General features: G+C 56.2%; 21 protein-coding genes. 15 read left to right on the plus strand and 6 right to left on the minus strand.

Annotated features, from left to right (window positions below; all coding sequences use genetic code 11):
- Positions 1 to 22 precede the first annotated feature (22 nt).
- The 9 genes from purU (at position 23) to A6F49_RS02335 (ending at position 9639) form a co-directional block, all read left to right on the plus strand.
- The gene (gene purU, locus A6F49_RS02295; RefSeq protein ID WP_043056137.1) at positions 23 to 892 is read left to right on the plus strand and encodes a formyltetrahydrofolate deformylase; all 870 of its coding nucleotides are present in this window, start codon (positions 23 to 25) and stop codon (positions 890 to 892) included.
- Between the two features lie 232 nt (positions 893 to 1124).
- A complete protein-coding gene (locus tag A6F49_RS02300; RefSeq protein ID WP_052500042.1) occupies positions 1125 to 2093 on the plus strand; it encodes an ABC transporter substrate-binding protein in 969 nt (322 codons plus the stop codon).
- Between the two features lie 245 nt (positions 2094 to 2338).
- Entirely contained in the window at positions 2339 to 3712 is a 1374-nt protein-coding gene (locus A6F49_RS02305; protein WP_067605491.1) for an MFS transporter, read from the plus strand.
- Positions 3713 to 3877: 165 nt separating this feature from the next.
- Positions 3878 to 4354, plus strand: coding sequence for a MarR family winged helix-turn-helix transcriptional regulator (locus A6F49_RS02310; protein WP_052500043.1), 477 nt, complete (start codon positions 3878 to 3880; stop codon positions 4352 to 4354).
- A 167-nt stretch (positions 4355 to 4521) separates the two neighbouring features.
- Positions 4522 to 4995 (plus strand): MaoC family dehydratase, encoded by a 474-nt coding sequence (locus A6F49_RS02315; RefSeq protein WP_052500053.1) that lies wholly within the window; start codon positions 4522 to 4524, stop codon positions 4993 to 4995.
- Positions 4992 to 5933: an SDR family NAD(P)-dependent oxidoreductase gene (locus tag A6F49_RS02320; RefSeq protein WP_043056140.1), complete on the plus strand. Its 942-nt coding sequence runs from the start codon at positions 4992 to 4994 to the stop codon at positions 5931 to 5933. Before A6F49_RS02315 ends, A6F49_RS02320 begins: the two co-directional genes overlap by 4 nt.
- A 23-nt stretch (positions 5934 to 5956) precedes the next feature.
- Positions 5957 to 7549 (plus strand): AMP-binding protein, encoded by a 1593-nt coding sequence (locus tag A6F49_RS02325; protein WP_043056141.1) that lies wholly within the window; start codon positions 5957 to 5959, stop codon positions 7547 to 7549.
- Positions 7550 to 7561: 12 nt separating this feature from the next.
- Positions 7562 to 8440, plus strand: a complete 879-nt coding sequence (locus tag A6F49_RS02330) for an amidohydrolase family protein (protein WP_043056142.1) — start codon at positions 7562 to 7564, stop codon at positions 8438 to 8440.
- A gap of 8 nt (positions 8441 to 8448) precedes the next feature.
- Positions 8449 to 9639, plus strand: coding sequence for an acyl-CoA dehydrogenase family protein (locus A6F49_RS02335; protein WP_043056176.1), 1191 nt, complete (start codon positions 8449 to 8451; stop codon positions 9637 to 9639).
- A gap of 78 nt (positions 9640 to 9717) precedes the next feature.
- Here the strand turns inward: A6F49_RS02335 and A6F49_RS02340 are convergent, their stop codons facing one another.
- The 6 genes from A6F49_RS02340 to A6F49_RS02365 form a co-directional block, all read right to left on the minus strand.
- Positions 9718 to 11415, minus strand: a complete 1698-nt coding sequence (locus tag A6F49_RS02340; RefSeq protein WP_043056143.1) for a thiamine pyrophosphate-binding protein — start codon at positions 11413 to 11415, stop codon at positions 9718 to 9720.
- A gap of 46 nt (positions 11416 to 11461) precedes the next feature.
- A complete protein-coding gene (locus tag A6F49_RS02345; RefSeq protein ID WP_235604824.1) occupies positions 11462 to 12493 on the minus strand; it encodes an ABC transporter substrate-binding protein in 1032 nt (343 codons plus the stop codon).
- A gap of 68 nt (positions 12494 to 12561) precedes the next feature.
- Positions 12562 to 13449, minus strand: coding sequence for a LysR family transcriptional regulator (locus A6F49_RS02350; RefSeq protein ID WP_052500044.1), 888 nt, complete (start codon positions 13447 to 13449; stop codon positions 12562 to 12564).
- Between the two features lie 86 nt (positions 13450 to 13535).
- A complete protein-coding gene (locus A6F49_RS02355; protein ID WP_043056178.1) occupies positions 13536 to 14513 on the minus strand; it encodes an ABC transporter substrate-binding protein in 978 nt (325 codons plus the stop codon).
- 49 nt (positions 14514 to 14562) lie between these two features.
- On the minus strand, positions 14563 to 15852 hold the full coding sequence (locus A6F49_RS02360) for a cytochrome P450 (RefSeq protein WP_235604826.1): 1290 nt from the start codon (positions 15850 to 15852) through the stop codon (positions 14563 to 14565).
- Between the two features lie 13 nt (positions 15853 to 15865).
- Positions 15866 to 16825, minus strand: coding sequence for a PDR/VanB family oxidoreductase (locus A6F49_RS02365; protein WP_043056145.1), 960 nt, complete (start codon positions 16823 to 16825; stop codon positions 15866 to 15868).
- A 103-nt stretch (positions 16826 to 16928) separates the two neighbouring features.
- Between A6F49_RS02365 and A6F49_RS02370 the strand changes: the two genes are divergently transcribed.
- The 6 genes from A6F49_RS02370 to A6F49_RS02395 all read left to right on the plus strand — a co-directional run bounded on the left by A6F49_RS02370 (position 16929) and on the right by A6F49_RS02395 (position 23157).
- Positions 16929 to 17792 (plus strand): IclR family transcriptional regulator, encoded by an 864-nt coding sequence (locus A6F49_RS02370; RefSeq protein ID WP_052500046.1) that lies wholly within the window; start codon positions 16929 to 16931, stop codon positions 17790 to 17792.
- 397 nt (positions 17793 to 18189) lie between these two features.
- Positions 18190 to 19215: an ABC transporter permease gene (locus A6F49_RS02375; protein ID WP_082911542.1), complete on the plus strand. Its 1026-nt coding sequence runs from the start codon at positions 18190 to 18192 to the stop codon at positions 19213 to 19215.
- The gene (locus A6F49_RS02380; protein ID WP_043056146.1) at positions 19215 to 19988 is read left to right on the plus strand and encodes an ABC transporter permease; all 774 of its coding nucleotides are present in this window, start codon (positions 19215 to 19217) and stop codon (positions 19986 to 19988) included. The genes A6F49_RS02375 and A6F49_RS02380 overlap by 1 nt, the downstream gene beginning before the upstream one ends.
- Before the next feature lie 89 nt (positions 19989 to 20077).
- The gene (locus A6F49_RS02385) at positions 20078 to 20935 is read left to right on the plus strand and encodes an ABC transporter ATP-binding protein (protein ID WP_043056182.1); all 858 of its coding nucleotides are present in this window, start codon (positions 20078 to 20080) and stop codon (positions 20933 to 20935) included.
- Between the two features lie 173 nt (positions 20936 to 21108).
- Positions 21109 to 22110, plus strand: a complete 1002-nt coding sequence (locus A6F49_RS02390; protein ID WP_043056147.1) for an ABC transporter substrate-binding protein — start codon at positions 21109 to 21111, stop codon at positions 22108 to 22110.
- A 183-nt stretch (positions 22111 to 22293) separates the two neighbouring features.
- On the plus strand, positions 22294 to 23157 hold the full coding sequence (locus A6F49_RS02395) for a methylenetetrahydrofolate reductase (RefSeq protein WP_043056148.1): 864 nt from the start codon (positions 22294 to 22296) through the stop codon (positions 23155 to 23157).
- Positions 23158 to 23200 lie beyond the last annotated feature (43 nt).

Here is a 23200-nt window from a genome sequence, read left to right on the forward strand (position 1 = left end):
CCCTTCAAAGGATCCAATAGACATGACTTCTGATTCCAACAATCTGATCGTCACTCTGTCCGGCCCGAACCAGCCGGGGATTGTGCATGCCATCACCGGCGCATTGCTGAGAGTCAATGCCGATATTGCAGAGTCAAAACAGTTCGACTCTCCGCACAGTGGAACGTTTTTCATGCGCGTGCAATTTTCCACGGATTGTTCCGTTCAAGACACTCAAACAGCGATCGCCGATGTCGTGGAGCAATACGATATGGATGCTGAGGTCTATGATGCCGCGGTGAAAACCCGCACCTTGATTATGGTGTCCAAAGACGGCCGGACCATGAATGAACTGTTGTTCCAGCAACACGCCGGCACCCTGCCGGTGGAAGTCCCCGTGATTGTGTCCAATCACCTGGATCTACAACCCATGGCCTATTTCTACGATGTGCCCTTCGTGCACATTCCGCTGATCAAACACGCCGACGGCACCGATAATAAGGCCGAGGCCGAAGCCCGGCTCATGCAGATCATCGACCAGTACGACATCGAACTCGTGGTCTTGGCCCGGTACATGCAGATCCTGTCCGATGAGCTCACCCGCAAACTCGATGGCAAAGCCATCAATATTCACCACTCGTTTTTGCCTTCCTTCAAAGGCGCCCGGCCGTATCACCAGGCCCATGACCGCGGGGTCAAACTCATCGGGGCCACCGCCCACTACGTCACCGCTGACCTGGACGAGGGCCCGATCATCGAACAACGCGTCCAACGCGTCAACCACGCCCTAACCGCCCAAGACTTCGTCCAACGCGGCCGCGCGGTCGAAGGCGCCACCCTGGCCCAGGCCGTGCAATGGCACACCGAACACCGAGTCCTCCTCGACGGCGACCGCACCGTCATCTTCGAATAAACCCCAGCTCCGACCGCGGACGTGTCTACGACAAATGTCGCATAGCCGACTGCGACAACCCACGTATTATCAGGTAGCCTGAAACGATATACACTGTGATGTGAGTCGCGTTACATTTTCGCGGCTCGACCCATTGGGAGTCCTGATCATCTGTTCCGGTAGCCCACGTGGCGTCTGCCATCTGCCTTTCAATGGCTGGAGTGGCGCTTGGAAAACTCTTAAGGAGCTTGAATTGAAGTTCAAGAAAACGATTTCGTTGACGTCGGCAGCCCTCTTAGCGCTGTCCTTGTCGGCATGTTCCAATAATGAGCCCGATGCTGCGGCTGATGGCGAGCTGGACGAACTTACTGTGGGTATCATTCCGATTGCCGCTTATGCGGCAATCCCCTACGGTGTCGACCACGGCATCTTCGAGGAGCACGGACTCGATGTCACCGCACAAGCAAGCTCGGGTGGCGCCGAAATGCTTCCGGCGCTCCAAACCGGTGACATGGATGTCGTTATCGGCAACGTCTCCAACCTCTTGCTCGCAGTAGACCAGGGCCTCGATATGCGAGTCGTGAGTGGTTATCAGAACTCACTGCAAGAGGGACAAGATGTTAATGGCGTCGTCGTGCGAGCCGACTCGGGCATCGAGACATGGGCTGACCTTGAGGGTGCTGAAGTCGCAGTCAACGCACTACGGGGCCAAGGCGATCTGACCATTATGGAATCTGTTGACCAAGACGGCGGGGACCCGGAGCAGGTGAATTTCGTCGAGCTGAACTTCCCTGATATGGAATCTCAGTTGGAGCGTGGCAATGTGGACGCAGTCTGGTTGCCCGAACCGTTCATGCATAATGCCCTGGAGAGCGACGACTATAAACTGCTAGGTCACCCGAACCAAATTGTGTCCGGAATGCCAACTGTGGTCAGCTTTGTCACCGGGGGGCTCGTTGATGAGGACCCCGACCTTGTGCGACGCTATCAAGCAGCCATGGATGACGTGCTCACCGCCTTTGCTGCTGATGAAGAGGGTGCCATGGAAGCTGTCGTCGAGTTCATGGACGTTCCGCCAGAAGTCGCTGAGATCGCATCTGATTTGGAAAGCCACGATGCTGCCATCCCAACAGAAGCAATTCAACAGCTGGCTGACCTGATGGTCAAATACGACTTCGTAGAAGAAAACCCAATATCAGAAGGCTTCTTCTTCGAAGAGTAGCTCTTTTGCGGGATGCGCGACCGCGACCATACGATCTGTGCCCCGCGGTGCCGAGGTCGGCAGTGCCTTGGCGCCGCGGGGAATCGAAGATTCCACACTGCGCAGTTCTATTAGTAGCGACACCCCAAAATTTGACCGCTCAAAGGCAACGTCTCGCCACATATTTCAGGTGGCCTGATGATCTCAAGGTGTTGCTGCGTGCGCAGAGCTACCGGTAGTTGCGGACCCTTAGAGAGGACCACGATATGTCCAGGAAAGACTCCACTACTCATGCCGCAAGTCTCGCGGGGTTGAGTAGAGCCGAACAACGCGCCGAAGCCCGGCGCGCAGTGCGCGCAACATTTATGGGCACCACAATCGAGTGGTACGACTTTTATCTTTATGCCGCGTGCGCCGCACTGATCTTTGGTCCACAATTCTTCCCGTCCGATAGCTCCACGGCGTCCCAACTGGGTGCATTTGCGAGCTTCGCTCTCGGGTTTATTGCGCGACCGCTCGGCGGGATCCTTGCTGGCCACTTCGGTGACAGGGTGGGCCGCAAAAAGATGCTGATCCTATCGCTGACAGTCATGGGGATCGTGTCGACTTTCATCGGCCTCCTGCCGTCCTATGAGCAAATCGGTGTCGCTGCTCCGGTCTTGCTGGTCGTGCTGCGACTCGTACAGGGACTTGCGGTAGGTGCTGAATGGGGCGGCGCTGTCACCATGGCTGTTGAGCATGCTCCAGCGAATCGCAAGGCGCTCTACGGTGCGGCCCCAATGATGGGACTGCCTGCCGGATTATTGCTGAGCAGTCTGGTCCTGATCGTGCTCGGTGCACTGACCGGTCCGGCCTTTATTGAATGGGGCTGGAGAATCGCGTTTCTGTTTAGCGTCCTACTCGTTGTGCTGTCAATCTGGTATCGCCGACGCTTGACTGAAAGTCCTATCTTCGAGGCCTCAGTTGCCAATGAGCCAAAAGCCCTGCCGCTGATGGAGGTGCTGCGCGGATACAAAGCCCCGCTGGGCTTTACGATTATCATCGCCGCCGTCCCACCAGTGCTCGCCTACCTGGTGCTGACTTGGGCGCTATCCTATGGCACCACCTCGTTGGGTTATGACCGCAACCATCTGCTGTGGATCGGTATCTTATGCTGCGTGATCCAGCTGATCATGATGCCCTACTTGGCAACTGTGGTTGACCGGACTAACCCGAGGATCCTTGCAGGGGTCGGCGCCGTGCTGATGTCGATTACCGCAATTATGTTCTTTCCGCTATTTGAGACCGGCAATCTCCTATTGGCGGGTATGGCAACCGTTGCTGCGCATGCCTCAACAACCTTTGCCTTTGCAGCCATTCCACCGATTCTGACCCAAGCATTCCCAAGCAGGATGCGGTACACGGGCGTATCGATGGCCTATCAGTTCGGGTCCATACTCGGCGGCGGTTTCGCACCGATGATCGCCACTACTTTATTTGCGGCCACGGGCCAGACCTGGCCCATCGGCCTATACGTTGTCACCGCAAGCGTGCTGATGCTGCTCAGCATCGCAGGTTTAGGCCTCTACTATCGAGCGCAAAGCGCTGCTGGTCGTGACACAGCTGCCGAAGAGCGCCAGGAGATGGTCTCGGTGCAGTAATCTGACGGCTTCTGGACGTCGGTATGGTGGAATGTGCAATCGTTGGCAGCTGGGTAGCGCTCCAGTGTCGATATCTAGGAGTGGGACTCTGTAAGGTATTGTCATTGCACACTCGTTGGGCGACGCTGAAGGACCGCTTAACGAAAGACTGGGGAGTGATGCCGCATGACATTCGAAGCAGAATCTTCGAGCTCTGCTGATGTACTTCAGGATCTTGATTCAGGATGGTTTATTTACACCATCAAGCAAATTGAGCTGGGTTTGCGTGTCCCGACGGAAGAAGTCGCTCAACAGGCCGGGCTGACGACGGCACAATTCACCGCCCTTGCCGTGCTCGAGCGCTGGCCCGGCATTACGTCATCTGAACTGGCCCGCAGGTCGTTTGTGCGCGCCCAGACGATGGCTGAGAATGTTTCAGTGCTTTTGGAGTCTGGTTTCATTCAGCGTGAGCGAGATCCAGAGAACATGCGCAGGTTTCACCTGTATATCACCGACACTGGCCACGACACGTTGAGTTCTGCACGTTCCGCGATGGACGATCTCGAAGCCAAATTACTCGTAGCTTTGACTCCGCGAGACCGCGAAGAATTTGCAAAACACCTACGAAATGTCAGGCGAGCGCTGCGCGACCTGCCGCGTTAGCCTCCATCTTTACTGGATTATGGTCGAACGACTCGAATAAGACAGTCTTCTTTTTCAAGAATTGAATTGATCACTTGACAACGTGTGCCCTGTCGCACAGTATGGTTTCAGGTAGCCTGAAACACAGGCGCGATACTTCCTGACATGAATTGAAAGACAGGATGAAAATGTCTTCGTCAACAATAGATAATCAGCTTTCCATCGCCATCGATGATTTGCCCAACCATGAGGGCCAGTCTTTTGGGCCATCGGCGTGGCAACAACTGACGCAATCAGATGTCAGCGCCTACGCGGAGGTCTCCGGTGACCACAACCCCATTCACGTCGATCCGGTAGCTGCGGCGGATAGCCCCTTCGGGCAGACGATCGCCCACGGCTATCTGACGTTGAGTCGCGTCGTGCCACTGATGGCAGAAGTCTTCACCGTAACGGGTTTCAAAACCGGGGTGAACTACGGACTCAACCATCTGCGTTTTCCCGCACCGGTGCCAGTGGATAGCAGTATCCGACTGAGCGGAACCCTCCAAAAAGTAGAAGAAATTGCCGGTGGCTATCAGCTCATCGTCGAAGTCGTTTTTGAAGTAGAAGATAATCCCAAGCCCGCGTGCGTGGCAGAACTAGTTTTGAGGTACTACAAATGAGCAATATTGAAAACGGTTATGACCTGAGTGGAAAAGTCGTCATCGTCACCGGCAGTGGCCGCGGACTCGGTAAGGCGTATGCCTTGTGGCTTGCCAAGCGTAGCGCCTCGATCGTGGTGAATGATCTCGACAAGCAAGGTGCCCATGACACCACCCAGGAAATTCTGGCGTCCGGTGGTAAGGCAACTGCAGTTGTGGCTCCCGTGGGTGACACTGAGGCTGCCGAGCAGCTCGTTTCTGCCGCGGTCTCCGAGTTTGGTCGACTGGACGCACTGGTCGCTAACGCCGGGGTGCTACGAGACCGGGTTTCATGGAAAATGAGCGACGAAGATTTCGACCTCGTCGTCAAGACACATTTGCGCGGCACCTTCCTGTGCGGTCGAGAAGTTATCAAACATCTGCGTGAACAAGGAACGGGCGGTCGACTCATCGTCATCGGTTCCCCAGCGGGCCAGCTCGGCAGCTTTGGTCAGAGCAACTATGCGGCAGCCAAAGCAGGCCTGGTGGCCATGGCCCGCACATGGTCCATGGAACTGGCCCGGGACAACATCACTGCAAATGCTGTGATCCCAACCGCGATGACTGCAATGACCGCAACCATTCCGATGTATAAGGACTGGGCAGAGCAATTTGAACAGGGTCAGGAGCTGCCACCGTTGGCTCGCCAGGAACACGCACTGGGTAGCCCAGAAGACGTCGCCCCACTGCTGGAGTGGCTGGTTTCGGATGCCTCAGCCAACGTGACTGGCCAGGCCATCGGGATTGGTGGGGACCGCTTGACGCTCTACTCTCACCCAACCGAACTCGTTAATGAGATTCAGGACGGCGGCTGGTCAGCCTCTGGCATCAATGCAGCATGGTCCCAGAGCATGGAAGCACAGGCTCAGCCAAGTGGCCCAATTCCACGCCCGGCACCTGAAACCCAAACTGCCCGATAAACCACGGAGACCCAGGAGTCATCATGCGTGGAAGTTACGCAGAGCTTTGGAAACTTGTCGCAGCGGCGGTGCCGGAACGTACCGCAATTGTCGCTGGCGACCAACGCCTGAGCTATCAAGAATTTGAGGACCAAGCAGCACGCTTCGCCGCTCTCCTGCGGTATCACGGTCTTGGTGCCGGCGATACGATCGCTTTCTATATGTATAACCGTGCCGAGTACCTCACCGCATTCTATGGGGCCTTGAAAATCGGTGCCGTGCCGGTATCGATCAACTTCAGATACCGCGAAGGCGAAGTCACCGCACTGTTGGATAACTGTGAGGCCGCAGTGCTGATTTATCCATCGTCGCTGGCAGAGACAGTCAAACAAATCGACGCCACCTCGGTGCCCAAGGTCCTGATCGAAGTGACTGACGAACCACTGGGTGTTGCCGGTGCAATCGCATACGACTCACTGGCAGAATTCGCGCCACTGGACGTCGAAGCGCCACCTTCCGGTGGAACGCTGATGGTCTATACTGGCGGGACCACGGGCCTTCCGAAAGCAGTCGTCTGGGATGAACCAGATCTGCTAGAGATCCAAATGTTCTCGACCTACGGTGCGCTGGGCATCTCAGACCCGCAAAGCCCAGCAGAAGTCGTGGCGATAGCCCAAGACCCTTCCCTGGAACCCACGGTCATGTTTGCGCTCGCGCCCTTTATCCATGCCACGGCACTGTTCACTGCGATGAACACTTTCCTACTTGGCGGAACCGTGGTGCTGTTGCCGTCGCCAAGTCTGGATACCCGCCAGGCCGTGGCAACGATCGAGCAAGAAAACGTCACTCGTATCATCGTTGCCGGCGATGCGGTGGCCATCCCCTTGATGGACGCCTGGGACAAATATGCTAGCTCACCGCAGTCAGAGAGTTTAACCTCCGCGATGAGCTCCGGCATGCGTTTCAGCGATGAAACCAAGGCCAGGATTCATAACCTTGGCAACGTCGTCATCATAGATATCCTTGCCTCGACCGAGGGCGGGCCCTATGCGCTGGGGATCAGCCGCAGTGCGCAGGATTTGCCGACGCGTTTCCAACTCACCCCCGATGCGGTGGTGCTGGATGATGCAATGCACGAGGTTCAAGACCAACCCGGCGCTTACGGCATTCTGGGCTACCGAGGTGCGCTGCCACGCGGTTACTACAAGGACGACAAGAAAACCCAAGAGACCTATCCGATCATCAACGGGACCAGGTACGTTATGCCCGGCGACCACGTCAAAGTCGAATTAGACCGCTATATCGAATTGCTAGGTCGTGGATCGTCGGTGGTCAACACCGGTGGTGAAAAGGTCTTTCCGGCCGAAGTCGAAGAAGTGCTTCTGGACCATCCAGCCGTGACCGACGCCGTCGTCTTTGGTGTTGCCGACGAGCGCTGGGGAGAACGCGTCGTGGCTATGGTGGCCGTGGAAGATGCCGACGACGTCACGGAAGAAGTCCTGTTGGAGTTCGTTGGTCAACGACTGGCCGGGTATAAGAAACCGCGACAGATTTTCTTACGGGATAGTCTCGATCGGGGCCCGACGGGCAAACTTGATATGCGCACTATCAAATCCGGTATCACCTCGACGAAGTAGAAACGGTGCAGTATGTACGAATCCAATATTGATCTTGATGCCGTCACTGCTATTGATACGCACGTGCATATCGAAGCCGATGACTGCGGGCACGCAGCACTGCCACAACCGTTGCTCGACGCCGCCGACGCATATTTTAAACGCACCGGACCATCACCAACCATCGACCAGATCGCGGAGTATTACCGCGAATTGTCCATGGTGGCGGTGGTGTTTACCGTCGATTCGGAAACCAATATGAAGACGCGTCCGAATAGTAGTGAAGAAATTGCTCGGGGTGCCGCACGCAATAACGATGTGCTCATTCCGTTTGCCAGTGTTGACCCGCTGCAAGGGGAAAAGGCGGTGCACAAGGCGCGCACCCTGGTGGAGGAATTCGGGGTGCGAGGATTCAAATTTCATCCAAGCACCCAGGGCTTTGCCCCCAATGACGAACAATTCCTGCCGCTGTTCACCCAGCTCGAAGCATACGGGCTGCCGGTGGTCTTCCATACCGGCCAGACGGGCATCGGCGCGGGTATGCCGGGTGGCTTCGGCATCCGGCTGTCACTGTCCAACCCAATGTTTTTGGATGATCTGGCAGCCCGGCACCCGTATATGCCGATCATCATGGCGCACCCTTCGGTCCCGTGGCAAGACGAAGCGATCGCTATTGCCACCCATAAAGCCAACGTGTGGATTGACTTATCGGGATGGTCACCAAAATACTTTGAACCCAAACTGGTCCAAGCCGCCCGTACATATCTGCAAGATAAAGTCCTGTTCGCATCAGATTATCCGGCTATCAAACCGGAGCGCTGGATGCGCGATTATGCCGGGCTTGGTCTGCCAGATGAGATCAGCCAGAAGATTTTCAAAACCAATGCGGCCCGATTACTGAAACTCGTGTGAGGCTGAAAATGCAAACCAACCTTGAATCCAAACTGTATGCGGCAGATTTTTGGGGCTATGAACAACAGCTCACCGATGCTGAACGAACAGTTCTGCAACGCCTGCGCAGGTTTTTGGAAGAAGAAGCCGCCCCGGTGATCAATGATTACTGGGAGCGTGGGGAAACGCCGCTACATCTCCGCGAGGGTCTCGCCGGGCTTGACCTTGTCGACCCTGCAGAATTGCGCGCTGCCGGGGAGTCCCCGAGGGGCCTCTTCGTAGGGTTCCGCAACTATGAGCTGTCTCGAACCGATAGTTCACTGGGCATTTTATTCGGCGGTCAGGCGGGCATGTTCCGCACCGTTGTCTGCGATGGTGGCAGCTCTGAGCAGGTCGAGCAGTGGGATGAAGCCATCAAGGATTTCTCGATGACCGGCTGCTTTGCACTGACGGAACCAGATCACGGGTCCGACGTCGCACGTGGTTTGGAAACCACAGCACGCTTTGAGAATGGCACCTGGATGCTCAACGGTGCCAAGCGCTGGATCGGCAACGCAGCGCTGTCCGAGTACATGGCCGTGGTCGCAAAGGACGTGGCAGACGGGCAAGCCAAAATCTTCTTGGCAAGAACCGATGATCCAGGAGTACGTCTGACAAAAATTGCGGGCAAGACTTCGGTTCGGATGGTCAACAACTCCAACATCGAACTGACTGACGTTCCGGTTCCTGACGCCTACCGTCTGAAGCGTGTGAATTCCTTTGACGATATTAACCGTATTTTCCGCACCCTGCGCCCTGACGTCGTCTGGAATGCTGCCGGCCTGCAAGCTGGCGTGTACGAGGCCGCGTTGGCATATGCGAAGCAGCGAGAGCAGTTCGGCAAACCAATCGCCAGCTTCCAACTCATCCAAGAAAAACTGACTCGCATGCTTGGCAACGCCGCAGCCTCCCTGAGTGTTGCGGTACGCATCACTGAGCTCCAAGAGCGGGGCGAGTGCCGGGATGAGGACGCTGCGCTGGCGAAAATGTGGGTCTGTGACAGGATGCGGGAAACCGTCGCCCTCGGCCGTGAAATTGGCGGCGGCAACGGTATTGTCCTGGACTACAACTTGGCGCGGTTTTTCGCCGACGCCGAGTCACTGTATACTTTTGAAGGCACCCGTGAGGTCAACGCCCTGATCGTCGGCCGCGCGATCACCGGGATCTCTGCTTTCGTCTAATACCCCTTGGCTCGTCATCAGCATTCAACACTTTGGCGGCCACCCACGGTTGTGAGTCGCCGCCAAAGTGCTGATCGGTTATTCATTTTCAGTAAAACTGTGGGCCAGAACCCACGACGGGAATGACGTAATTTTGGCATCGATGACCAACGGACGATCTCGTGGACCATCGACCCAGTTCCGTACTGCATCCAAATCGGAAGCTTGACGCACTGTGATGGCCTCGCAGCCATAGCCTCGTGCGACGGCAGCGATATCGGTTTCTGGGAAAACCACTGTATCCAGGTTGCTGGTTTCATGGATGAAGTGATGGACTTCGGCACTATAGGCGTCGTCGTTATATACCACCACGACCAGCGGGATCTTATGGCGGACAGCCGTATCGAGTTCGACATGTGACATCATGAAGCCGCCGTCCCCGACGCCGGCGATCGCGATACGATCAGGCAGTGCAAATGCTGCGCCGATCACTGTGGAGAGTGCCAACCCGATGGATTGGAAACCCAGTGACAGGCTGTAGCCGAGGTTGTCGGGCACCCGGAAGTGCATGGCCGGGTAGGCGTTGAAGTTCCCGCCGTCAGGGGCTACCACGCGTTCCATAGGCAGCATCTCGTCAAGAATATTCGTCAGCGTGCGCGGGTCGATTTTCCCGTGGTGAGATTCGCCGGCAGGTTCTGAATTATCCTCATATACCTGGTCACGCCAGTGGAGCGATGCGGCAATGCGCTCTTTGACCTCTGTGGTGCGGTACCCGGTTCGTGGGGTGCCGCCGAGGCATTGTTCCAGTTCGTCGCGGATCGCGTGTGCTGTCAGTGCTGCGTCGCCAAGAATCGTGATGCTTACCGGATAGTGCTTGCCGAATGCGGTGGCATCGTCGTCGATCTGAATAACGGTTTTGTTCTGTAGCAGTGTGCCGTCACGGGTGGTCCAGCGGTTGAGAGCCGCACCGAAGACGACCAGCAGATCGGCATCGTGTACTAGCTCTGCGGCACCGTCTGTGGCGAACCCACCCATGGCGTCCATGTGCCACGGATCCTCGTTGAATAAGCCGCGCCCGACCGCCGATGTGGTCAGCAGTGCTCCAGACAATTCGGCGACCTGGCGCAGCGGTTCTACCGCTTGTGCACTGCCACGTCCCGCCAGGATCACGGGACGCTGCGCATCGGCAAGCATCTGGGTGACTGAGGCGACTGCATCGGGAGACGCAACCGCGGGTGCCGGTAGTTGCGGCGGTGCAATGTTGGTCAGAAGTTCTTCCTGATCTTTGGAAAGTTCAGACTCCTGAATATCCAATGGCATCGACAACACAACGGGCACTCGGTTCATTTTGGCTCGAGTGATGGCTCGTATGGTGTCGGTGACGGCTCGTGTGGGTGAGTGCAGGCGTTCGGCGATCGCACCCATGCCTTCAATCACGGTGTCTTGATCGATCCAGAAGTTGGAGCCATACTCGCCACCCGGGGTATCACCCGAGATAACCAGCAGCGGAGTGTGGGCTTTGACAGCTTCGCCAATGCCGGTGAGGGCATTCGACAGACCGCAGCCTTGATGCACGGTGACCACCGCGAGTTTGCCGGTGGCTCGCGCGTAGGCGTCGGCCATGCACGCCGCGCCCATTTCGTGGCGGGTCGCGGTGAATTGTGGGTGTTGGCCATCGGGGCCGGTGGCTTCTAAGAGCGCATTGGTTGCCCGGAAATTTCCGGAGCCGACGACGCCGAAGACGTGGGCGGCCCCCATTCGGGCGATGGTTTGGCCTACTGCCTGACTGACTTTCATGACTTCCTTTTTTATATGTGCTTTTCGTGCTGTTGTGTATGGTGATTTACTGCTCAGGCAGCAGTGCATCGAGATCTGGTTCCTCGGTGAGGTAGCCGTGTTCTTTGGCGGATCGGCCGAGATCCTCAAGACCTTCGCGGGTGAACTCTGGCTTGAACCGGGGCAGCTGGATACGCTGGAGGATTTCTTCGTCGATTTCGGTGTAGGTCGCTACAATCTCGCGGACCTCGTCTGGGTTTTCATCAGCAAACTCCAGCGCGCGGTTGATAGCATTGCGGAAGCTTACGACAAGTTCTGGACTTTCTTCAACGGTCTCGGAGCGTGTGAAGTAGCCACCGGTATCGAGTTCGGGGTGGGCTTCTGCATAAGGTGAAGAGACGACTTTCAAGCCGGCGTCCTGAGCTTGGGTGAGGTAAGGCTCGGCCAGCAGCGCGGCTTCGACATTGCCGTTTTCGACTGCCGCTTGTGCTTCACCGAATGCTAGTTCGAGAAATTCGATATCGGCACCATCGCCACCAGCGTTATCGACAGCCAATCGGGTGGCGATGTCGCCGATGTTATTCAATTGGTTTGAGGTGGATTGGGTCAGATCAGCGGTGGATTCGACTTCTGAGTCTTCGGCGACGACGATGCCAATATTATCGGCACCAGGTTCCCCGGTGGTGGTCGTGCCATTGGCAATAAATTCGACGTCAAGCCCCTGATCTCGCGCGATCATCAGTGAGGCAACATTGAGGAAGGCGAAGTCGTAATCACCTGCGACAACCCCGGGTAGGGACACCGCGCCACCGGTGGTTTCGATGATCTCAACGTCGAGGCCTTCTTCTTCGAAGAATCCTTCTTGTACTGCAAGGTGCAGTGGTGCGACGTCGGCGATTGCGATCGCGCCGACGGTGACTTCTTGCAGTTCGCCTTCTGGAGTTGATTCTGCATCCTGGTTGGCGTTGGAATCACCATTGCACGCTGCCAGTGTCAACGCGAGAACGCTTCCGGTCAAACCCGCTGTGACAGCTCGGACGAGTCCTCTACGCTGGTGCGAGGAGGAAACGAATTTTGGTGACATAAGATTTTTGGTCATGCAATCAATCTATGGCCTACATCACAGCGCGTCTACGAATGAATGTCAATCTATCGCATAAGCGGTGGTTATGTATTGTTGAGGCTTGGATCGCGCAGTGTCTCGATCACGAGATGCACAAACCACGCCGAGGCACTCGACCCGGGAGATTTCGCAAAATACGCGCGGACTTCTGTCTGGGTTTCTACTTCATCGATTTTCCAAATATCAAGGTTTTCTCGGGCTTGCCAGGTGTTGACGAGGTCTTCTGGAACGAACCCGACGAGATCCGTTGAAGCCACGAGGTTGGGAATAGCGGCAAAGGTGTTCACAACGATGGAACCAGGAGGAATCGGCGTGAGATATTTTTCCATGAGTGTGTGCCCGGTAAAAGTCGTCACAGCGACCCGTGGATGACTCCTGAGGTCTTCCAGACTGGGCCCAGGATTTGCAAATAAGCCACGACGGGTAATGCACAGGTAGTCACCGAGATGTAAGACTGCTGATCGAATGTCGTTGTGGAGGTCTGTCGATAAGATGGCCAGGTCGAGCTCTCCGCTTTCGAGCTGATCAGCGACACTTTCGGTATTTGGTCCTAGGACCTCGAGTTGCGCCTGTGGAGCCGTTGACCGCATGACTTGGCTCAAGCGTGGGAGGAAGACCTGTTGGCCGATATCGGTCAGTGCGATTCGAAAGGTTGCGGTTGTGGTGTAAGGATCAAATGCGATCAGGCCCCTCACCGCTGCATCGGCTTGATGAACATGCTCCGAAGTGTCGCTATACAGCTGCAGGGCAACCCTATTCGGGGTGATGCCGCGACCTTCTTTGACGAACAGGTCATCCTTAATAACCTTGCGCAGCCTATTGATACTTTGTGAAATAGCCGGCTGACTCATCTGCAGTTTTTCTGCTGCAGCGGTGATCGAGCCTTGCTCGATGACGGCCGCGAGCACGCGTAAGAGATTGAGGTCGAACATATAGTCATTCTTGCCTATCCATGACGCGACCACGGTCTTGGCACTGCCTGTGGCGGAGCGGGAGCACCCGCCCCGCACTTCAGCAGTTATTCCACAACAAGTTCGGCCACATCAAGCGGACCGGAGGTAATGCCGTATTGTTCCATGAGGTCAGCCCCGTATTGCAGTGCATCGATGTTCAGCTCGGTGTCGTAATGCGGCAGCGTGAGATCTTGGGCCACAGCATCGTCGATTTCTGTGTATTGCGGGACAAGCTCCAAATGCAGGTCATGGTTGCCTTGGAGGTCCTCAGACGACTGGCTCAGCGCTTGTCTGAAAGCAGCAATGACTTCCGGGTTTTGTTCCGCGAATTCTTTGGTCGTGACCCATCCGCCTACCGGCATATCGGCTGTTGGTCCAGCAAACATATCGTCAATGCGTTTCAAACCGGATTGTTTGGAGATGGTTTGGAACGGCTCGACCTGCCAGATTGCATCGACATTACCGTTGGCTACGGCAGGGGCCATATCAGGGTTCGGCATCTCCACCAGGTCCACACTGTCTGGACTGAGTCCAAGTTCTTCAAGTTGTGCATACACGGACACGGTGCCGATGTTTTGCAGATTATTGACCGCAAAGCTCTTGCCTTCAATATCGGCGAACTGATCGATATCAGAGTCTTCTGCAACGAAAATGCCGTGATCGTCCTTAGCGACGTCGTTCCCTGAGACCAGCACGACCGGAAGTCCTTGCTCAGCAGCCAACAGAATCGAAGTGTAGTTGCTGTACAGAATATCGACGTCGCCTGAGATGAGCGACGGGATAGCTGCTGCGCCGCCCTCTGTTTGCGTCATTTCAGCATTGATACCTTGTTCTTCCAGATAACCGGATTGATCGGCGTGCACGATGGTAGAGGTATGCACCAGTGGAAAATAGCCGATGTTGACTGTTTCCAGTCCTTGCGAATCGGTAGGTGAAACGTCGTCGGCAGCACTGGATGAGCCACACGCTGATAAGACCAGCGCGCCGATTGTTGCAGCACCGACGAGCAGCGGGCGTTTTTGGGCAGAGTGAGAGTGGGACATGGGCATGGGAAGGCTCCTTGTAGGCGAAAAGTGATGAATAGGGTGGGTGCTATGCCGGGATGAGGCGAATCGGCAGGGACTTCCAACCGATGAGCGTGTTGTTGATTTTGCGTTCGGGTGGGGCAGTAAATTCGATGCGCTCTACCCGCTCAATAATGGCTTCCATGACGCAGGATGCTTCCAAACGAGCGACGTGTTGACCCACGCACTGGTGCACGCCACTGCCAAATGCGACGTGACCGGAAGGATCACGATCCAAATCGAAGGCATCGGGGTTCTTCCAGCGGCGCGGGTCACGGTTTGCTGCACCCAAGAACATGAGAACTTTTTGGTTCTTATCCAGGGTCGTGTCACCGATCTGGACTTGCGTCGTCGTGGTTCTAAAGAACGTCTGGACGGGGGACTCAAGACGCAGGGTTTCTTCAAAGACCCGGCGCACCAGTTGCGGGTTTTCGCGTAGGCGAGCGTATTGGTCTGGGTTGGAAGCCAGATGGTACAGCACCGCAGAAATACCGTACACGGTGGTGTCGACTCCGGCGGTCAGAAGTGAGCGAACGATGAACGGGGCCTGTTCTTCGGTAATGTGGCGTTGATCTGCGGCGCGCCAAATATCCCCGCCGAAACCGTCGAGTTTGAGCGCATCGCGGGGGCACTGATTGCCAATCCACTCCAGCACCGGGCCGATGGTGTCCAGTTCGTCGGTGACTAATCGGTTGCGTGGCCCAAAGGCGTTGAACGCAAAGTTTCCATAGGGCAGCAGGTTTTCAAGGCCACCCTGTTGTAGCCCGACGGCATCCGGGAAGACACTGAGTGGATAGACTTCAGAGATCTTGCTGACCGCGTCGAGTTCAATTCCGCCGTCACCGGTGCTGCGCTGGCCGCCGGTCAACAGTCCGTCGATTAATTCATGGGCGGTTTCGCGCCAGTCCTCGTGGTACTGACGCAGTTTCCTGGCGCCCAAGATCTTTTCAAGCACGGCGCGTGGCGCATCGTGCTGCGGGGCATCAGCCTCCAAGAGCAGCGATGGTGCTCGCCACGGCTTTTCGGAGTTGAAGTTGGCCAGCCCGACCCCCGCCGCGCTGGAAAAGTGCTGCCAGTTTTCCAAAGTGGAGCGCACGGCATCATAGCGTGCAACAGCATAGATATCATAGGCGGGAATGTAGACGACGTCGGCACCGGCTTCACGCAGTTGTTCGTGCATTGCATACGGACTGCCCAGAGTCGCTTCATCAAAAGGGTCCAGATCAATGATTGGGGCATCGACGTGTCGTTCGGTAAGGGTATTAGCTGCCGCTGGCATGCCAGAGAACGGGCAGCGCGTGGTGGAGTTGACAGACATTGTGAATAATTCCTTACAGATCAAGAACCAGACGTTTGGACAGTGCACGGGAAACGCACGGGAACATACAGGTGTTCGCGGCGCGTTCGTCGTCGTCAAGAATGGCATCGCGGTGATCGATTTCGCCTTCGACCACTTCGACTTCACACGTCCCGCACACGCCTTTGGAACACGACGTGATGACATCAACACCGGCTTCGGCCAGTACCTGGGTTACCGGTGTGGTTCCCGGAGCGTGGATGACGCGGCCGCTGCGGTCAAGCACAATTTCATAGGGTTCAGAACTGACGGTGGCCTCGGCCAGGGTGTTCGTGAATCGTTCGGTTCGCAGGAACTGTGGGGGCAGTTCGGGGCATTGTTCGGGCAGTGCCTCAAGCATGGCTTCGGGACCGCACGCATACACCATGGTGTCTTCGGGCAGGGTGCCCAGCCACTGCCGGATCGAAGTCCGGCCGTTGTCAACACTGGTGTGCATGGTGACCCGGTGGGGATACTGCTCTGCAAGATTCCGATAGGCCATCCGGTCAGCGGTTTTCCCCAAATACAGCAGCTGCCATTCCAGGCGAAGTGTTTCGGCCTGCTCGATCATCGGCAGTACCGCAGTAATACCGATGCCGCCGGCGATGAAACGGTACTGCGCGGCCGGGGCTAGTCGAAAGTTATTTCGGGGTCCGCCAAAACTCACAACGTCACCAAGCTGCACTTGGTCGTGGATTTCCCTGGAGCCACCGGTGCCACCGTCGTCTCGTTGGACGGCGATGCGATATTGGTGAGGTGCCCAGCGGTCGCCACACAGTGAGTATTGGCGGATCTTGCCGCTGGGGAGCACCACATCAATGTGGGCGCCCGGGGCCCAATCTGGCAGTCGAGAGCCATCGGCGCGTTCCAGCACGAACTCCATCACGCTTGTGGAACGCTCAATGCGATCGACGACCACGAGCTGGTCGGTTCGTGTTGCGGTCTGCAACGTCATGATTTCCTCCAACGTGCGGCAATGAATAGGGAATGTGAGTAATTGTGGCATTCGTCACCTACAATGTGGAGAAGATTTTCCAATCATCGGAAATGAGGAAGTAATGCCTACGCAGCGTGATGGAACACCGGTCTCGGTGCTCGCCCGACAATTGCGGATTCTGGACACATTCGACGCAGGAACGGTGTTTCTGTCCTTGTCGGAAATTGCTGAGCGTAGTGGACTGCCTATGACCACAACCCACCGGCTTGTTGCCGAGCTCGTTGAAGAACGCATGTTGGAGCGATTGCCGGATCGTTCGTATCAGCTCGGTTTACGTTTGTGGGAGCTTGCTGCGCGAACCCCGAGAGCCATGGGGTTGCGAGAAATCGCCGCGCCGATGGTGCAGTTTGTGCAAGGTCAAGTGCGCCAGCACACCCAGCTGGGCGTTGAGGGCGGTTATGACGTGGTCTACCTTGACCGTGCCTCTGCCCCCAATGCGGTGGTGAATGCAACAATCGTGGGCGGTCGCATTAGTTTGGGCGCCTCGGCTATCGGACATGTCTTGCTGTCGGATAAGCCCAGAGCATTCCTAGCGAAGATCGTCGAGGCTGGCATCCGGCGATATACCGACAAGACACCCCAGACTTTGGATGAGCTGGTTGATGTCGTTGATCGGGTGCGAGAGCTGGGATATTCCGTAGCCGACGGCTTTATTCATCCTGCGGCTCGTGGCATGGCCGCGCCGATTTATGGTCCAGATGGCAGAGTCTTGGCCGGTCTGGGTATGGTCGTGCCATCGGGGGAGCCGGTGAATATGCGCATTGTGGAGCTGCTGCGCAGTGCTGCGCGCAGGGTAAGTCAGCAGATGAGAGCAGCATATATCGATCCAGATCATCCGCACGCGTTGCCGGGTGCGAAGTTTCGAGTGTTGATTAACTCATCTAAAAGTTCAATGGAGTACTTCGAGGGAAACGAAGGCGGCTAGCGGCAGGCAGTTCTGGGTGCGATTCTGGGATTGTAAACGATCTTGTTAGAAGTTAGTCTAGGAAAGCTACTTCACATTGCTTCGACGTTTGCGAAGCGAAGTTATTGGCGAATGCTCGTGTCGCAGCTATTTGCTAGGAGTGCATGGACGGCTCTTTCGGGCCTGGATTTTTCTCTGGCTCTAGAGTGTGACCCAGTTATATGCTTGGGTCATGGCTATTTGCTCTTGACGCCGTTCAATAATGCCAGTAATCCTTGATCAATAAAACAATTGAGTACTTGAATCATTTCTGACTGCGGGTTACTCTTATTCAACGTGGCGTACTTCACATAATGCTTACTTCTCTGAAGCGACGGCACACATCAACTTCAACTTGCACACGTAGTGGAGAAAACACATGACAGAACGCGACCCTTCGAGGGGATCCGCGCCGCACGATGATGAGGCGGTGACGAGAGAGCGGCAGTCTCAGGATTTGCATCGGTTGGAGACTGGTCGGGCTCCGGAGAATTTCCCTGCGGGGTATCGGGTGGCCGGTTTGGATACGTCAACGCGGCCCGATCCGGGTGCTCCGGCAGTCTCGGTTGCTCAGCGTGGGGCCACGGGCCGACGAACCAGTACTGGCCGGGCGCAAGCAGTGCGGCAGCGGCGTGCCACCTGGACCAATCGGTTGTTAGGCCTGGTCGGCATTTTGCTGTTTCTGGGGATCTGGGAACTGCTGCCACTGTTAGGCATTGTCGATGCTCGGTTTATGCCACCGGCCTCGGCGGCGATTGCTGATCTGTTGACTAAGTTTGGTGATCCGGTGTTCTGGGTTGCGGTCTGGGATACCCTGGTCGCGTGGTTTGTGGGGATGTTGATCTCTGTTGTGGCTGCTGCGGTGTTGGGCTTTGTGATTGGCTCGTCGCCGTTTTTGCGCAAATTTACCAACTCCACCATTGAGTTTTTGCGTCCGGTGCCCTCAGTTGCGCTGATCCCGCTGGCGGTGTTGGTGTTTGGTGTGGGCGTTGAATCGGCCCTATTGCTGATTGTGTATGCGTGCTTCTGGCAGGTGCTGATCCAGGTGCTCTACGGGGTGGCCGATGTCGATGTGGTGGCCATGGATACTGCTAAGTCCTATGGGATGGGTCGGTTGGCACGGGTCCGGTATGTGGTGTTTCCGACCGCGTTGCCGTATCTGATGACCGGTATTCGGTTGGCGGCTGCGGTGGCGCTGATTCTGGCCATTACCGCCCAGTTGATTATTGGTACCCCAGGGTTGGGTGCTGAAATTGCTCGGGCCCAGTCGGGTGGCGCCTATGTGTCGATGTATTCGCTGGTGCTGGCCACCGGCATGCTGGGTGTGGTCATCAATATCGTCTTCCGTGCTATTGAGCGCAAGGTTTTGTCTTGGCACACCTCGATCCGCTCGGAGGTCAAATAATGCGTTTCGTCAAAGACTTTTTGTACATTATTGGCCTGCCGGCCCTGCTGCTGATCGGCTGGGTCGTCTGGTCGGCTCAATCCGATTCGTTCTTTGTGCCGACCTGGGAGCAAATGACCAACGCGTTTGCCAACACCTGGACCTGGACGCGGATGACCACCGATGTGTTCCCCTCGGTGGGCCGCCTGGTTGTCGGGATTTTGGTCTCGATCATCTTAGGCATTGTCGTTGGGCTGTTGGTGGGCTCGTTCCGCTGGCTGCGCCAGCTGATGGAACCGACCATGGAATTCTTCCGGGCGGTGCCACCGGTGGTGTTGATTCCGGTGTTCATGTTGCTGATTGGTATCGGCGATGACATGAAGATCGCGGTGATCGTGTTGGGCGCGGTCTGGCCGATTCTGCTCAACACCATCGAAGGTGTGCGGTCCATGGATGAGGTGTTGTCTGATACCTCGCATACCTACCGGGTTGCCGGGGCCGCCCGGGTCCGGTATCTGATCCTGCCCTCAGCGATGCCCCAGATTATGGCCGGGATCCGCCAGTCGTTGTCGATTGCGCTGATTTTGATGGTCATCTCCGAGATGTTCGCCTCCTCAGCGGGCCTGGGGTACACGATTATCCAGTTCCAGCGGTCCTTTGCCATCCCTGAGATGTGGTCGGGCATTGTGGTGTTGGGGCTGATTGGTGTGATCATGTCGTTTATCTTCCAAATCGTCGAACGCAAAGTACTGGCCTGGTACCACGGCCAACGTGAGATGGAAAACGCCGGCTAACGGCGGTCGCCAAGGACTTTTGTAAAGGAAACCTCATTGCTATGACTACTCCACAACCCGAACACACCCCGGTCATCAACCAGGGCACCATGGCTGACACCCCCGATGGACACATCCCGGTGGGCCACACCGTGGCCGATGGTGAAGCCTTATTGTCGGTGCGGAATCTGAAAAAGATCTATCACACCGACGGCGGTGACATTGAAGCCGTGCGCAACCTGACCTTTGACCTGCCCAAAGGTGAACTCACCTGCCTGGTCGGGCCCTCGGGGTCTGGGAAAACCACCCTGCTCAAGGCCATCTCTGGGCTGTTGGAACCCACCAGCGGTGAAGTCAAACTGGCCGGCAAATTGGTCACCGGGCCACCCAAAAATATGGCCGTGGTCTTCCAGGAATACGGCCGGTCGCTCTACCCATGGATGCGCGTGCGCGAAAACGTGGAACTGCCGTTGAAAGTCGCCGGCATGAACAAAGCCAAACGCGACCAACTGGTCGACGACGCCCTTCAAGCCGTCGGCCTGGACCACGTGCCACGGTCGTATCCATGGCAACTGTCCGGTGGTATGCAACAACGCGTGGCCATCGCCCGCGCGGTAGCCTACCAACCCGAAGTCCTGCTCATGGACGAACCCTTCGCCGCCGTGGACGCCCAAACGAGGGCCGATCTGGAAGACCTGGTGCGTCGGGTGTGGAAACAACTCGGCGTCACCGTGCTGTTTGTGACCCACGATATTGATGAGTCCGTCTACCTGGGCTCCCGAGTAGTCATCTTGTCCTCGTCGCCGACCATCATCCAACAAGACATCAAGATCGACCTGCCCGATGAACGCGACCAGCTGGAAACCCGCTCCTCGGCACGGTTTGCCGAACTGCGCCACCACGTCTACGAACAAATCCAATTAGCCAAACAAGGCTTCCGCCCCGACCAAGCCAAAGCCCAAGTCTAAAACCCATCTCACCCGAACGCACCGCAAGAAATCCTCGCTGAACTCTAGCGGTGCGTTCGGCGTATCTGCGCAAAAGTTTAGGCTCAAAATCATTGACGCCGCCATGTAAATCGACATAACGTTATGACCTACCTCACTCCGTGAGGTTCACACTTTGCAATGAGGAGTACAGAATGAAAAAACGTGGAATCCGGGGGAGTTTGATCGCCGCTGCGGCAGCATCTTTGCTGGTACTGACTTCCTGCGGTGGGGGAGACGAGGCCCCGACTGACACCGAGCAAGACGCCGGCCAGGGCAATGGCGAACTGACACAAATTTCGGTGGGTGTCATTCCGATCGTGGACGTCGCCCCGATCTACCTGGGTGTTCAAGAAGGCATCTTCGAAGAACACGGCCTGGACGTCGAACTGACCCTGGCCCAAGGTGGTGCCGCCATCATTCCGGCGATCCAATCGGGTGACTTCGACTTCGGTTTCTCTAACATGACCTCGTTGGTTATTGCTAAATCACAGGGTCTGCCACTGCAGTTGGTCGCACCTGGACCTCAAACTACAGGTGAACCCGGCAACGACTTCTCCTCGCTGCTGGTACCCGAAGACTCCGAAGCTGAATCCATTGTGGATCTGGAAGGTCAGCGGGTTGCCGTTAACACCCTGAACAACATCAACGACACCGTGCTCAAAGAAGGTATGCGTCAAGAGGGCGGTGACCGGGATTCTATGGAGCTTGTCGAGGTGGCCTTCCCAGATATGGGAGCCCAGCTGGAATCGGGCAACGTTGATGCGATCATGGCCGTTGAGCCGTTCGCGACCCTAGCCAAGAGCGCCGGCGCCCGGGAAATCTACTCCCCGTATGCTGAGCCAATTGAAGATCTGATGATTGCTGGTTACTTCACCAATACTGACAAGATCGAAAATGATCCAGAACTGGTTGACTCGTTCATTACTGCAATGAAAGAGTCCCAGCAGTTCGCGGAAGACAATCCGGAAGCAGCCAAGGAGATTCTGTCGGAATATACCGAAATTGAGCCTGAGGTCGTTGAGCAGCTGATCATGCCGCGATTCCCGCAGGAGATCAACCGTGAATCCACGGAACGCATTATCGAGCTGTCGGAGGAAACTGGACTCATTACTGAACCAGTCGACATTAACGAACTCATTTATGAAGGTTCGTAAAACCTAGAAAGTCCTCTCTGACGACGTCTAAGGCCACCTGCGATGAAGGTATCGCAGGTGGCCTTTCGTATTTTTGCAAAAGAATTTCCTAAAACTATTGCCAACTAACTATCTACATAGATAGTATGTGATGTGCGACATCGATTTGCTCGGTCGCGACGAATATAAAGTGAGGCGTACTACATGTCCCAGTCAACCCAATCCGCGAACGTCCGCCAGCTCATGCAGGACTTTTCGTTGGAAATGACCGGTAAAGACGTTGAGGCATTGCGCGAGGCAGCACCAGTTATTCCTGCTGGCACGCGCATCAACGTCACCTTCCTTGGCAATGAAGACCTCGACATGCGGGTCACCGCGGCCAAGGCGGTCAAAGAACTCGGTTTCATTCCAGTTCCACACATCTCCGCCCGCCGGTTGCGCAGCGAAGACGAACTTAAAGAATTTCTCCAAGCCCTAGCTGACGTCGACGCCGTCAAACACGTCTTTGCCGTCGGCGGCGACCCAGCAGAACCCATGGGACCGTATGGTTCCTCGCTCGAAATGCTGCAATCTGGCATTTTTGCTCAGTACGGTGTCGAAGATGTATCGATTGCAGGCTATCCGGAAGGTCACCCAGACATTTCTGATGAGGTCCTGGCTCGCGAACTCAAGGGCAAGGTCAACCTGCTGGCGGAACAGAACCTCAGCGCGGTTGTGCTCACCCAGTTTGGCTTCGACACCGACCCGGTTGCCACGTGGCTCAACGAATTAGCAGCACAGAACATTGCCGCCCCGATTCGTATCGGCGTTCCTGGACCAGCCGGTATTAAGCGACTGATGAACTACGCCAAACGTTTCGGTGTGGCATCTTCGGCTGGCATCGTCAAGAAATATGGTTTCTCGCTGACCAACCTGATGGGCAGCGCAGGGCCGGATAAGTTCTTGCACAACCTGGCCGATGAAGTTGCTGTCTCAAATTATCAGGGCACCGTAGGCGTGCACTTCTATACCTTCGGCGGCATGGCTAAGACCGCTGAATGGGCCCGAGATTTCATTAATAAACTCTAAAAATTTCCACCCTTTATCCAACACATGACCTTTCGAAAGGCGG

The sequence above is a fragment of the Enteractinococcus helveticum genome, from assembly GCF_001657475.1.
GTDB lineage: Bacteria > Actinomycetota > Actinomycetes > Actinomycetales > Micrococcaceae > Yaniella > Yaniella helvetica.